Origin of the sequence: Bacillus sp. RC252 (assembly GCF_044909215.1) — a bacterium.
GTDB lineage: Bacteria > Bacillota > Bacilli > Bacillales > Bacillaceae_G > Bacillus_A > Bacillus_A mycoides.
In genome coordinates this window covers 538575-551839 of sequence record NZ_JBIYDV010000001.1, presented here as the reverse complement: position 1 = coordinate 551839, position 13265 = coordinate 538575, and the positions used below count along the sequence as shown (strand labels likewise).

Below are 13265 nucleotides of genomic sequence, written 5' to 3'. Positions count from 1 at the left end.
TTTAACAAGTTTTTAAAATAGAAGATCCTTTTGTTTAGTCAGGCGAATCACGAATGATTCGCCTTTTTATGTGAGCTTTCAAGTATAATGAATAAGGTCATAATAAGGTATATGATGATTCATTGATAGGAAAAGCGAAAAAAGAAAATAATACAGAATAAAAAGAGGTTAACATATGAGTAAAAAAAGTTTTGCTGATTATGCATTAAGTAAAGAAATTGTAAGAGCACTTACTGGTTTAGGATATGAACATCCAACGGAAGTGCAAGGAGAGGTTATTCCAGTTGCCTTGCAAAAGAAAGACCTTGTCGTGAAATCACAGACTGGAAGTGGAAAAACCGCTTCATTTGGCATACCACTTTGTGAAATGGTGGAGTGGGAAGAGAATAAGCCACAAGCTTTAGTTTTAACACCGACGAGAGAGCTTGCGGTGCAAGTAAAAGAAGACATTACGAATATAGGTCGTTTCAAAAGAATTAAGGCCGCTGCAGTTTATGGTAAATCTCCATTTGCACGTCAAAAATTAGAGTTAAAGCAAAAAACACATATTGTAGTTGGGACTCCTGGCCGTGTGTTAGATCATATTGAAAAAGGTACCCTTTCTTTAGAGTGTTTGAAGTATTTAGTTATTGATGAAGCGGATGAAATGCTGAATATGGGTTTTATCGATCAAGTAGAGGCAATTATTGACGAATTACCTAAAAAACGAATGACAATGCTATTTTCAGCAACACTTCCAAAAGATGTTGAAAAGTTATCTCGTACGTATATGGATTCGCCAACGCATATTGAAATTAAGGCTACCGGGATTACAACAGATAAGATTGAACATACACTTTTTGAGATGAGAGAAGAGGAGAAGCTTTCACTTCTTAAAGATGTAACAACGATTGAGAATCCAGATAGTTGTATTATTTTTTGCCGTACGCAAGAAAATGTAGATCACGTATTTCAACAGTTAAAGCGGGTTAACTATCCTTGTGACAAAATACATGGTGGTATGGTACAAGAAGATCGTTTTGAAGTTATGGACGATTTTAGAAAAGGAAAGTTCCGTTATTTAGTAGCGACAGACGTAGCTGCTAGAGGAATTGATATTGATAATATTACACATGTTATTAACTATGATATTCCATTAGAAAAAGAAAGTTATGTACATCGTACGGGAAGAACGGGACGAGCTGGTAATAACGGGAAAGCTATTACATTCATGACGCCGTATGAAAATAGATTTTTAGAAGAGATTGAGGAGTACATTGGCTTTGAAATTCCAAAGGCACTTGCACCTTCAAAAGAAGAAGTTATGAAAGGTAAAGCAGTATTTGAGGAAAAGATACATGCTAAACCAATTATAAAGAAAGATAAAAATGCAGGCCTAAACAAAGGAATTATGAAATTGTACTTTAATGGCGGGAAGAAAAAGAAAATTAGGGCGGTAGATTTCGTCGGTACAATTGCTAAAATTAAAGGTGTTACAGCAGAAGATATAGGCATTATTACAATACAAGACAATGTTTCTTACGTTGAAATATTAAATGGAAAAGGACCACTTGTTTTAAAAATTATGAAAAACACAACGATTAAAGGGAAACAATTAAAGGTTCATGAAGCAATTAAGTAAACAAAAAAACTATCCACCTCTAACAGGTGGATAGTTTTTTTGTTTAAGTTTCTTTGAGGTCATCAACTAGTTTCTCTGCTAAACGTCTATACATATTACTCATAGTCACGAAGGATGTTAGTAATAAAAACTTTTCTAGCTTTGGATCTTCTAAGGAAGAAACCTCGTTTACTTCCTTAACACGGTTATTCACGTCTTGCTTAAAGCTTTCCACATTGGTGTCAGTAAGAGAAAGGTAATCTTTATATAGAGTGTTTAATTCGAATGTATCATCGTTTATTAACGGTGCATTTATATTTTCTAAGGAGCTTTTTATATCATTAATGGAAAGAGCTCCTTTTAATTGATAAATTAAGCTGATTAAAATCATATGTTCTTTTGAATACTTTTTATTTTTGATAGGGATGAATAATTTCCCTTTTGCGTAATTGTTAATCATTGTTTTTGTTAATACTTTTTCATCATTAGTTCTCGTTGTATCCACATAAGTATTCTCAAATAGTTGGACAACTTGGTCTACATATAAGTCGACATTTGGGATATCCTCAAGTTTAATACTTTTTTCTAAATGTAATGATTCAAGTAATTTATTTATATTTTCCACGTAGAACCCCTCACTTTTATAACTTAGTGGAACTTAATGTTTAGTATATCTTTAAATATGGTATTACGAAACAAATGAATTGTAAATGTTGACCCGTACGGAAAATATGTATATAATTACATGTAGTTATTAAAACTACATGTAATTATATGAGGGGTGTTTATATGAATGTTTATGTAAGAGAACCAGTTAATGCATTTACTCACTTAGGAGGAGCTGTATTATCATTTATTGCATTATTAGCTATGCTTGTGAAAGTTTCTGTTAAGATGCCATCTGTTGCTGCAATTACAGCTGTTATTTTATTCGGTATCGGGATGATGGTCCTTTATATGGCATCAGCTGTGTATCATAGTGTCGTAGCTAGTGAACGTGTTATTTATTTCTTTAGGAAGCTAGATCATTCTATGATTTTCATATTAATTGCAGGTACATATGCACCCTTTTGCTTAATTACATTAAATTCGGCAAATGGTTTACTATTATTCTGTTTAGTTTATGCAACGGCAATTTGTGGTATTGTTTTTAAAATGTTTTGGTTTAATTGTCCAAGATGGTTATCGACAGCAATTTATCTTCTGATGGGTTGGCTAATTGTTCTATTCTTTGCACCGCTAGCTGAGAATCTAAGTACAGGAGGTATTATTTTCTTAGTACTTGGAGGCATTTTTTATACAATTGGTGGGTTTATTTACGGTGCGAAGCCAAAATGGTTGGAGTTTAAATATATGGGACACCATGAAATTTTTCATGTTTTTGTATTGTTAGGTAGTCTTGCACATTTTCTAAGTGTATATTGTTACGTAATTTAATCAAAAAACGCCACGCGATGTCTGTTATGTGGCGTTTTTTTTATTACCTGATTTGAATCGTGTATTGTACAAAAAATCATGGGATAAAATGTAAGTTTCTGTGTTCGCATAATAAACATATGATAAGAAATATGTGATATACTTTGAGAAGTTTATAATGAATGAAATATGGAGGACTATAATTATGGCAATACTTGTAACAGGTGGAGCAGGATATATTGGTAGTCATACATGCGTAGAATTACTAAAAAACGGTTACGAAATTATAGTAGTAGATAATCTTTCGAATAGCTCAGTAGAGTCTATAAATCGAGTGACAGAGATAACAGGAAAACAGTTTAAATTTTATAAAGAAGATATTTTAAATCGAGAAGCACTTGATACGATTTTTGAAGAAAATACAATTGAAGCTGTTATTCACTTTGCAGGCTTTAAGGCTGTAGGGGAATCAGTAGAAATTCCGTTAACGTATTATCATAACAACATTACAAGCACATTAGTGCTATGTGAAGTGATGCAGAAGCATGATGTGAAGAAGATGATCTTCAGTTCGTCTGCAACAGTGTATGGTATTCCAGAAACATCACCAATTACGGAGGAGTTTCCATTAAGTGCAACAAATCCATATGGTCAAACGAAATTAATGATTGAACAAATTATGCGTGACGTAGCATTTGCGGATGCAGAATGGAGTATCACATTACTTCGTTATTTCAACCCATTTGGTGCACATGAAAGTGGACGTATTGGAGAAGATCCAAACGGAATTCCAAATAACTTAATGCCATATGTAACACAAGTAGCAGTAGGGAAGTTAAAGGAATTAAGTGTATTTGGAAATGACTATCCAACAAAAGATGGCACGGGTGTCCGTGATTATATTCATGTTGTAGACTTAGCAAATGGCCATGTAAAGGCGCTTGAAAAGGTACTTGGCACTACTGGGATAGATGCATACAATCTCGGTACAGGTACTGGTTATAGTGTATTAGAAATGGTTGAAGCATTTGAAAAAGTTTCAGGCAAGGAAGTTCCTTATAAAATTACGGAACGTCGTCCTGGTGATGTGGCAGTATGTTTTGCAGATGCATCGAAAGCGAAGCGTGAATTAGGATGGGAAGCAAAACGCGGATTAGAAGAGATGTGTGCAGACTCTTGGAGATGGCAATCAAATAACAAAAATGGCTATCTAGAAGTTTAATAAACAGATAAAAAAATGACCTTTTGCGGGAGCAAAAGGTCATTTTTATTTATTTATTTCCATTAAGTTTATTAGCAAATTTAGTAAAGAAAGTTCGCCTTTTTATAGGAGTATTTGACTGACAAAACGTATAGTAATCAATATCTTTAATGTAAGTAAAGAGTCTAGAAATAGCATATAAGAATGTAATAGAAGATCCGAGTGCAAAACTAATACCGTAACCATTAAATCCAAATGGAAGTAGAAGAAGACTTAATAACAGGTTTGCAAAAAAGAACAGGACTGATGTTCGAAATGCTCCTTTACGATCTTCAAAATATAAGAGTAGTAATGTGATAACAAGGATCATCCCGTTTGCATAAGCACCAATTATAGTCAGCTGCAAAATAGAGTATTCAAGTGTTACGTTCCCAGATTGCGAACTAAACATCCATATTATAAAAATAATAAGTAAAGAAAAAATACCTTGATTACGAAGTATTCGTTCCATTTCTTGCTTTAGGACAAAGTTCATTGATTCTTTTAATTGTAAAATTGTATTTAATGTCGCCCCATTGTTAACTGAACCGAAGAACTTCTTATACCGTTCATAAAACCTTGTTTCAATGGATACTACGAAGAAAATATAGGTTGGGATAATGCTTAAATAAGCCCAGAAAACAGATGTATCATAAATTTGATGATAAATAAACGTGTTTTCAATATTTCCTCGCCCTTCTCCGAACCAAATAACAAAGTTACATACCCAAATGCCAATATTGTAAAGTAAGCTTGACCAAAATAGTTCTGGATATTTATCTAAATAAGAAAGAAAGGTAAATTGTTCAGTAGCATCACTATTTGGAAACATTCGTACAATAACTATACTTAACCACACTAATGTAATGAAAGTCCCGATTGTAAAAGAAATTAAAAGTAATAGGGCCAATCCATGTTCTATTCCAAGTGTTGGATGCCAGTAAGCAATAAGCGCAATTCCAGATAAGGAGAAAATGGAACCAATTAAAAATGCAAGAGCGATGGACTGATAATCTTTAGCTGCTGTTAAATAAATGGATTGAATCCAAATGATGTTTAAAGCTAAAAATAAAAATAGCATCACGATTTTATAATACAAGGCTAATGGTGTAAAAATTGCAAACAAAATCCATAAGATAATAGCTAAAAAAAGTGTGATTTTCGTCATTCCTAAAAAGGAAGAAAATACTTTATCAGCTTTTTGCTCGTATAAAAGGTCGGCCACATATCTAGTTACGATGAGCTGTAAGGCACCATATATGATTTGAGAAAAAATGAAGCAGTATGAAATTGAAATTGTGAAAAGGCGCTGTTCCTCAATTGAAATAGAATGGAACAAACTTAAAATGTATCGAATAGCTGTTACTGCTAAAATAACGACTAACCAAGGACCAGCTGTAACAAATAATGAAAATCCGTACGCTTTTATTCTGGAAGAATAGTAGTCTTCTTGGAATAATTTTTGTAAACGAAATCCTATCCCTGCCATGTTTTTTTACCTCTTTCTAAGTAAAGCTTACGATAACTATCAACGACACCTGATAATTGATAGTGCGCTTCAATACGATTGCGCCCGTTATCCCCAAATTGTTGAATGGATTCAGGGTGACGATAATACCACTCTAAATGAATGGAAACTTGTTCAGGAGATACAGGTGGTACAACAAATCCACATTGTCCGTAAGGATCTTCATCTTGTCCGTAAATTAATTCCTTACAAGAGCCGACATCTGTAACAACCCATGGTAATCCTACTGCCATTCCTTCTAACATAGCTAATGGTTGTCCTTCAGATATACTTGTTAATACGAGAATATCTGTTTGTTTTAAGTAATCTTTAATATTTACTTTGCCGGTCATTATTACATGCTCTTCTAATCCTAATTGTTGAATTAAATCACGACATTCCTGAGCATATTCTGCTTCTTCTGTATCAGGACCTAGTAAGTAAAATATAAATGGAATATCTTTTTCTAATAATAATTTAGCTGCATAAATCATTGTTTTTACATCTTTAATTGGCACAACTCGTATAATAGCGGAAATGATGAGTTTATCCGAATTGTATTTTGGCTTACGTAACCCTTTATAGTCAGATAAAGTAACGCCATTTGGAACGATTTTTAGTTTATGGGCCGGAGCACCTAATTCTTTTTGATATGCACTATTTCGGCCGAACAACGTAATTACATCAGCGGCTTGTTCATATGCTTGATGAGACAAGTGATGAAAGAAAGAAACCCATCTTTTTTTATATTCAATTGGTATCCAAGTAGATTGTAGTATTTCTTCTTCACGCTCCCGAGAATAAATACCGTGTTCAGTTAGAATAAATGGTATATCGGACTTGGCACTAATTGCAGCACCAAGCAATCCACCATACCCTGTCGATACAGAATGAATAAGATCTAATTCAGGAAAATCAATTTGTAAAATTTGAATGATTGGTGTGAACATAGATCTCCACATCCAAAAGTAATTTAAGAAGGATCCACTACTTTCTTCATATAAATAGCTTTCTTTAACAATTGCATAAAACTCACGGCTTTCGAAGAAGGAATGGAGTGTTCCTAGTTTTTGTTTATTCCCTAATATTTGTAATGCTGTTGTATCGTTGGCTTGAAATGTAAACCATTTTTGAAGTGTCTGTACTTCTTGTTTAGTTAAATTAGTTTTTATATGTTTTGCTTCATTTTCTGATTGCAAAGGAATCAGAATGATGTCTTTTACATTGCTTGGAATTTCATATTGATATTCATCTTCTGTTTTTACTTGAGGGACTATCGCGAAAATCGTAAATTCATGTTCTTTAAACTGCTGGATAATCATTTGAACCCAGCTTGCTACCCCTCCACTTACAAAGGGATAGCTGCCTTCAACGACCAAACCTATTCTCATCTGTTATGCTCCTTTAATTGGAATCGTAGCGCTGGCTTTCGTTAACGTAACGCTATAAATTTGGGAATCAAGCTTTTTAACTGTACCGTAAGAGAATGAGCTAGGTTGTATCTTCTTACCTTCTTCTACACGTATAATTGTTGAAGTATGGTTTGGTAACCCTTTATATGCAATGTGAACAGCATCATCTTCATAAGAAACATCTAGGTCACCAGTTTGATAAATTTTCATAGAAGCAGTTGCTTCACTTTGGGTCATACTTTTTATATAAGGATATCTTTCTCGTATTTCTTTAATTGTCTTTTTATAAGCTTTAAATAATTCTTCCCATGTTAAATTACCTGAGCGTTTTTCATCAAGGATATCATCTGGATGGACGAAATGTGAGATAACCCCTAAATTTGCGGTAACATCAGTTAAGATAAATTGCTCTTCATCTGTGATAGCATAGCCGCTCGTAATGCGCGGGAAGTGATAAATGTTTTTATTATGTTCATCTGGTCCAAATTCTTGAATTAAACTACCGTTATTTTTACTTCCCACATATAGAGAAGCAACTGTTTCCATAGTTGGAACTGCGTCGTTTAATGCACTTAATCCAGCTGTATTTATAATATTGGATGGTGGTACATAGGTTTTTAATTTTTCGTTTGGAAAGAAGTTATACACGAGTTTTTGCAGAGCATCTAAGGAGCTCTCCATATCCTCTTTTGAATTCCATGGAACATATTCAAGTGCTTTATCTACTGGATCTGGTGGTAATAATAAAGGTTGATGGTTATAGCCATGAATGCCTATTTCCCCGCCGTGACTTAGTAATTCTCTCCCAAATAATAAATAGGTATTTCTATTTTTACCTGTGAAATCTTCAAAGGGTGGCGTTACTTTATTTTGGTACGTCCCAATGGCAACACCCGTATATTTAATATCAAGATCTTCAGAGATATCCTTCATATTTTTCCACCAATGTTTTTTATAAAATTCTTCAACAGAAATTTTTTCTTTCGTTAAGTTTTTTAGTTCTCCACTTGGAATCGGAGATGGGAAGTCATCGATATACATAATCTCCGCTCCAAGTTGTGCTGAAGCGAAAGTCGGGAAAATAGTACCCAGTGATTGAACGAACATACCTCTACCTAATTTATCGTTCAATGCTGTTGTATTCCAATATAAGACTTTTCCTTCACCGTAGTCATTGGTCCAAAGGATGGGAGTATCTTCCGCTGTAATCCAAGTATTAGTTGTATTCTCATCTAGCGTAATATTCATTGAGCTATGAGTAAACAATGGAGAAGAACTTGAGAGATCTGGATAACCAGGGAATAAAACTTCTTCAAAGGTTAATCCTTTCGCATCTTTGAAACCTTCTTTTTGGGTAATACCAAATAATGTGTTCCAGGAAGGATCTGAATCAAGTCGGTTTGCGATAATAATTCTTCCGCCCATTTGTACAAAATTTTGAATATCAGCTTGTGGAAGTTGCTCCATTATTTCACCTGTAATAATAATCCCTGTATAGGGAGAGGGTGTAAGTCCCTTAATTTCATTAGCTGTAATATCTTTATAGTGTAGGTGTGCGTAATCCATTGCCTTCTTCGTATTAAATTCGACTTGTTGCCCTAATGTATTATCCGTTTTTAAAACGTATAATTGCATTTTTTGTCCATTTTGAGCTACATCTTTTGCTTTGAGTGTTTTAACAGTATCTGTTTCTTTAGTTTTAGGAACAGAAAACTTTTGATGAAAATTTTCTGTTCGATATATAAGGATGGATAAAATTAAGAGAAATAAAATGATACTAATAATCCCGATATATATATTAATCCCCTTTTTCAATGTGTGCGCCTCCAAACTGCCTTACAAATAATTGATATTTACGCGGTAGTATATGAACTCTTTTTGCATCCGTTAGATTATTGATTAAGTTATAGAGCTCGTCCCATAACTGTTGCTCATAATATATTTCAAGTAAACCAACGTAACCGTAATATGATTCAGGATAGAAATGAATAAGCTTTAAAAATTGTTCTTCAGACTTTGCATATTGTTTTGTGTGTAGAAACAGATTTCCAAGATGGAAAGGGTAAAGAGGTTCGTTAGGGAATAGTTCTACACCTTGTGTAATAAAATTCATAAATTTAGCGATTATTTTTTCTTTTTGCTGATTAGAAAGAAGACCACTGTTTATATATCTTAAATAGTTAGAAACCAATTCTTTTGCAATTTCATTTTGTGGATTTTGTAGAAATTGCTTATTTAAGTATTCGATTTGTTTTTCGTACCGTTCATTTAGTAAATTAATAGTAGTTGCTGCGTAATGCACAGTTTCAGGATCTTTATGGTGAATGGCTTCTTTCAATAAGCCTCCTTCATTAGCAATAGAGGAGGAGCTTAACTGTACAATGAGTTGTTTATGTAATTCAGGCTTATCTAGTTCTAATCCAGAAGAAAATGAAATTAAGTCCATATCTTGTTTTGCTGATTCCAAAATATCTTCGTAATTATCAACGTGAAAGGCAACATAATTAGAGTATTGCTGTAACCACTCGGTTTTGGAACGTCTTATATTAAGTAATAACATGATTGCTGATACAATAAGTCCGATAAGCGGGAAAAGAAGAGATAGAATCAAGCAAAATTCAATAATTCCTTTTTTATCTTTAGTAATCAAACTTTTCGTAAATCGAAATAAAAGAAAAACCAAAATAACATAAATAAAATAAAGAAGGAGTAAAATCATTAGACTATCACTCCTTTAGAAGAAAGAGCGTTTTGTATACGAGTTTGAACTTGTATACAAAAATGTTCTTCAGTGCCAGGTAATAAAATCATGATTTTCTGCTCGGTCGTACTATAACCGAATATATCGATATCTCGCAAATGGTCTTTTAAAATAGAATTTATCATTCCTAAATAATCTTGTGGAGCATTGAACTCAAAATAGGAATATGGATAAGATAGTGTTTCGTAACGTTTCTTTTCTATTTTTAGTAAATGTTTAAATTCATCTTCATAATAAATGCTTGTTTTAGGGAATGTACGATCCTCTTGACTGGATAGCCAAAGATTAGAAGCGTTTTGTAAACGATCACCCATCCAGCGTAAATACCATGTGAAAAGTTCGAATTGCTCAGAAGTTACTTTTGAAAATTCGATTTCGTCTAATATAATGACGTATTGTACATCATCTTGGAATAGGACGGGACCAACTAAAAGTGGAGCGTCTTGAAAATCCTCATCTGTACGGAAAAAAGGTCGATTATGCGCTAGCGCATTTTTGATGACTAAGGAAGCGTTTTTAACGAAAATAGATTGAGATAATGTATTTTTACCAGTTTCAGCTCTTAATTTAATACGAAGCGATTGTTTATTGTTATCAACGTGATAGATACCAATTTTTTTTGCTCCAAAATACATTTTTAATACATTCATTCCTTCATCCAGTACAATTTCAGGATGTGTATGATTTAAAGCTTTAAACATATGATACATTTTAGATAAGTGGTTATTTGATTCAAGTACACGAGAACGTAGTGTAATACGTGTTTCATCCAATTGTTTCACGACATATTTTAATTCTTTATTTTCAGCTTTCAACTCATTATTTATCATATGTACATCTTCATAACGTTCTTTTTGTGCAGTGCTCATCAGTCCACAGCATAAACTAATAACAAGTAAGAAAATCCAACTTATCCAGTAATCTAATGAATAAAAGTACAGTAATACATCATTTTCTTTATATATACCGCTTATGAAAATATAAATCATTGCTTCCAGAAAGGCAAAAAGGGCAATAGATATGCCATACCGGCTGGAGATAATTAATGTAATAAATAAGAGTAGGAAGTATTCATACGTTGGTGTAAGAAAATCAGTTAGTATTGATAGAAAAAATAGTGCAATAAAGAGAATCGTAGGTTCAATCATCTTTTGGAATATATTAGATTGTCTATAGTGCATAAAAAAACCCCTTCTTTCGTTTGCAAATTTAATTTTGAGGAATAGTACACTGAAATAAAATACATAATTTAAAAGAATTATTTTAAGATATATAATATATAAAGCCCAAATCATTTTATCAACAGAGATGTAGTAAATTCAAGTGAAATAAATTCTAATTTCTGTTAATGTATTGCATTTATTGGAATTTTTATAAAAATCGAGTTTGAAAAAATGTAGAATGTTATGGTATTACTATATTTGTATTAACATTTAAAACAATAGAAAATTACAGTTGTATAGGGGGTAATATTATTATGGAGTGGAAACGTTCCGTATGCTTTTTAGCTATATTTTCTTTTATTTTTTCCTCAAGTACATCCGCACAAGCAAATGTTGTGGAACCAGTTTTAAAAAATGTACGAAGTTATAAAATTTATTATGGTGAAGCAAATGAGCAAGTAATTGAGAGACTTTCAAAGTATGACATGGTTATTATAGAGCCATATGCATTTACGAAAGAACAGGTTCAGCAATTAAAAAAATCAGGAACGGTAGTTCTTGGCTATGTTAGTGTTTTAGAATTAGAATCGTGGCATAAATCGCAAGTAGTTGAATCAGACTATTATTATAGAGATGGTAAGAAAATGAAAATTGAGCAGTGGGATACATATATTATGAATTTAGCTGATGAACACTACCGTGGGATTGTTGTGAATAAGGTGAAACAGCAAGTCATTGGAAAAGGAATAGATGGGGTGTTTTTAGATACAGCTGGTGATATTGATGACTATTTTTATGATCAGCCGTCTACACAAGGGAAATTTCGAGAAGCATATGTAAATTTATTAAAAGAAATTAAAAGTGTTGATTCCAACCTGCTTCTTATACAGAATTGGGGATTTGACACAATCAAAAATACATCCTTGAATTTTATACATGGTGTATTGTGGGAAGACTTCAATAAACAAGTTATTGCGAAAGATGAATGGAGTCAAAATTGGATGCGTTATTTTAAACAACAAAGCAATAAAATTGTAACGTTTACCGTGACCCCAGATAATGTATCTAAAAAATATAGTTCTACAAATGGATTTGTTCCTACAATAAATCCGAATGATATTTATGATAAATAGCAAGTGTTCAAAATGAGAAACTATCAAGATTGACTATCACGCTTTAGGTCAGTAATACGATTATCTTATAAAGATAAATGTATTACTGACCAGCCCCTTTCACATAATAGGGGAGATTTAATGAATTCGAACGAGTTGTTTATGGTATACTGTATTACCTTCTTGGCTTGTATATGGCGGGATACTTCGCCCAAAACAATTTGCAACAATATTGGAGTGGCCAGGATAAGAAATACGGATTTCATACAAATCAATAGAGTCATCTAAATCAGCATAAAAAACTGCTAAGTGGTTGCCTTGTAAAATATATGGGAATGCTACTTCCGTATTTTCACCAAGTAGTACAGGTAATTTTACAGGATTAGAATAGTTAGACCAATCCCAAACCTCTATAGTTACATGGTGTGTGTAATATGCATCTAAATTTACAATGTTTACTACTGCTGAAACAGTTGCAGGCTCTCTTGTTAATACACCTGTGGAGTGAAAAACAAAATGATTTGGATAATGAAGAGGCATAAATATCAAACCTTTCTAAATTAATATGAGTGTACGATATTCTATGCAAATAATTAATAGAATGAGATAGGGAAAATGTATCATTCTACTAATTTTTTATAGAAATTCAAAACGTAGTATTGAAAAGTATTCCAACACTTGTATCATTGTTAGAGTACGTTTATAATCAAGGAATCCTATTTCATGTTTTGATAGGGTTATTTATTATTGAAAGCGTTTTAAATTTGTTATTTTTTAAGGTAGGAAGTCTGACTTATTCAGATTAAAAATTATGTATGTAGTTTTAAATAGGAAGAAAAATAATAAAGTGAAACTTTAATCAGTGGGTGGGGGTTGTTCATCCCCACTGATTATTAGCCTTCACCAATCGGGCTTTACGGGCAGTTGATCTCCCACTTAACTTCTTTGCTCCAGCTGAATTTTGAGGTGGGAGTTTTACTGCTCGTTAATGCGGGATAAAGTATCACTTTATATTGTGGGGAGGTTAAAAGTGTGAAAGGGAAAGATTTTCACA

The 13265-nt window shown here is 32.9% G+C and carries 11 protein-coding genes; 4 read left to right on the top strand and 7 right to left on the bottom strand.

What is annotated here, in order from left to right; translation table 11 throughout:
- Window positions 1-175: 175 nt before the first annotated feature.
- Window positions 176-1621 carry a DEAD/DEAH box helicase gene (locus ABH960_RS02760; RefSeq protein ID WP_219300729.1) on the top strand — a complete coding sequence of 482 codons (1446 nt, stop codon included), beginning with the start codon at window positions 176-178 and terminating at the stop codon, window positions 1619-1621.
- A gap of 43 nt (window positions 1622-1664) precedes the next feature.
- On the opposite strand, the gene ABH960_RS02755 is transcribed toward ABH960_RS02760, so the two are convergent.
- Window positions 1665-2225, bottom strand: coding sequence for a DUF1836 domain-containing protein (locus tag ABH960_RS02755; protein WP_372488433.1), 561 nt, complete (start codon window positions 2223-2225; stop codon window positions 1665-1667).
- Between the two features lie 164 nt (window positions 2226-2389).
- On the opposite strand from ABH960_RS02755, the gene trhA reads away from it, so the two are divergent.
- Entirely contained in the window at window positions 2390-3037 is a 648-nt protein-coding gene (trhA, locus tag ABH960_RS02750; protein WP_105586729.1) for a PAQR family membrane homeostasis protein TrhA, read from the top strand.
- 184 nt (window positions 3038-3221) lie between these two features.
- The gene (galE, locus tag ABH960_RS02745; RefSeq protein WP_002016440.1) at window positions 3222-4238 is read left to right on the top strand and encodes a UDP-glucose 4-epimerase GalE; all 1017 of its coding nucleotides are present in this window, start codon (window positions 3222-3224) and stop codon (window positions 4236-4238) included.
- A 49-nt stretch (window positions 4239-4287) separates the two neighbouring features.
- On the opposite strand, the gene pelG is transcribed toward galE, so the two are convergent.
- From pelG to ABH960_RS02720, 5 genes are read right to left on the bottom strand one after another with little or no spacing between them, the layout of a single operon-like run.
- The gene (gene pelG, locus ABH960_RS02740) at window positions 4288-5745 is read right to left on the bottom strand and encodes an exopolysaccharide Pel transporter PelG (protein WP_404442546.1); all 1458 of its coding nucleotides are present in this window, start codon (window positions 5743-5745) and stop codon (window positions 4288-4290) included.
- The gene (gene pelF / locus ABH960_RS02735) at window positions 5733-7154 is read right to left on the bottom strand and encodes a GT4 family glycosyltransferase PelF (protein WP_404442543.1); all 1422 of its coding nucleotides are present in this window, start codon (window positions 7152-7154) and stop codon (window positions 5733-5735) included. Before pelF ends, pelG begins: the two co-directional genes overlap by 13 nt.
- 3 nt (window positions 7155-7157) lie before the next feature.
- The gene (locus ABH960_RS02730) at window positions 7158-8990 is read right to left on the bottom strand and encodes a DUF2194 domain-containing protein (RefSeq protein WP_404442540.1); all 1833 of its coding nucleotides are present in this window, start codon (window positions 8988-8990) and stop codon (window positions 7158-7160) included.
- Window positions 8974-9894 (bottom strand): tetratricopeptide repeat protein, encoded by a 921-nt coding sequence (locus tag ABH960_RS02725; protein WP_404442537.1) that lies wholly within the window; start codon window positions 9892-9894, stop codon window positions 8974-8976. Before ABH960_RS02725 ends, ABH960_RS02730 begins: the two co-directional genes overlap by 17 nt.
- Window positions 9894-11117 (bottom strand): GAF domain-containing protein, encoded by a 1224-nt coding sequence (locus ABH960_RS02720; protein ID WP_044438341.1) that lies wholly within the window; start codon window positions 11115-11117, stop codon window positions 9894-9896. The genes ABH960_RS02725 and ABH960_RS02720 overlap by 1 nt, the downstream gene beginning before the upstream one ends.
- A 296-nt stretch (window positions 11118-11413) precedes the next feature.
- Here ABH960_RS02720 and ABH960_RS02715 point away from each other — a divergent pair, with 296 nt between their 5' ends.
- The gene (locus tag ABH960_RS02715; protein ID WP_016096433.1) at window positions 11414-12232 is read left to right on the top strand and encodes a glycoside hydrolase family 191 protein; all 819 of its coding nucleotides are present in this window, start codon (window positions 11414-11416) and stop codon (window positions 12230-12232) included.
- A gap of 117 nt (window positions 12233-12349) precedes the next feature.
- On the opposite strand, the gene ABH960_RS02710 is transcribed toward ABH960_RS02715, so the two are convergent.
- Window positions 12350-12751, bottom strand: coding sequence for a hypothetical protein (locus ABH960_RS02710; RefSeq protein WP_002143948.1), 402 nt, complete (start codon window positions 12749-12751; stop codon window positions 12350-12352).
- Window positions 12752-13265: the final 514 nt, after the last annotated feature.

What these genes read in the sequence shown, in the direction of transcription:
- ABH960_RS02760 (WP_219300729.1), top strand. Translation starts at nt 176, where the DNA reads ATGAGTAAAAAAAGTTTTGCTGATTATGCATTAAGTAAAGAAATTGTA.
- trhA (WP_105586729.1), top strand. Translation starts at nt 2,390, where the DNA reads ATGAATGTTTATGTAAGAGAACCAGTTAATGCATTTACTCACTTAGGA.
- galE (WP_002016440.1), top strand. Translation starts at nt 3,222, where the DNA reads ATGGCAATACTTGTAACAGGTGGAGCAGGATATATTGGTAGTCATACA.
- pelG (WP_404442546.1), bottom strand. Translation starts at nt 5,745, where the DNA reads ATGGCAGGGATAGGATTTCGTTTACAAAAATTATTCCAAGAAGACTAC.
- pelF (WP_404442543.1), bottom strand. Translation starts at nt 7,154, where the DNA reads ATGAGAATAGGTTTGGTCGTTGAAGGCAGCTATCCCTTTGTAAGTGGA.
- ABH960_RS02725 (WP_404442537.1), bottom strand. Translation starts at nt 9,894, where the DNA reads ATGATTTTACTCCTTCTTTATTTTATTTATGTTATTTTGGTTTTTCTT.
- ABH960_RS02720 (WP_044438341.1), bottom strand. Translation starts at nt 11,117, where the DNA reads ATGCACTATAGACAATCTAATATATTCCAAAAGATGATTGAACCTACG.
- ABH960_RS02715 (WP_016096433.1), top strand. Translation starts at nt 11,414, where the DNA reads ATGGAGTGGAAACGTTCCGTATGCTTTTTAGCTATATTTTCTTTTATT.
- ABH960_RS02710 (WP_002143948.1), bottom strand. Translation starts at nt 12,751, where the DNA reads ATGCCTCTTCATTATCCAAATCATTTTGTTTTTCACTCCACAGGTGTA.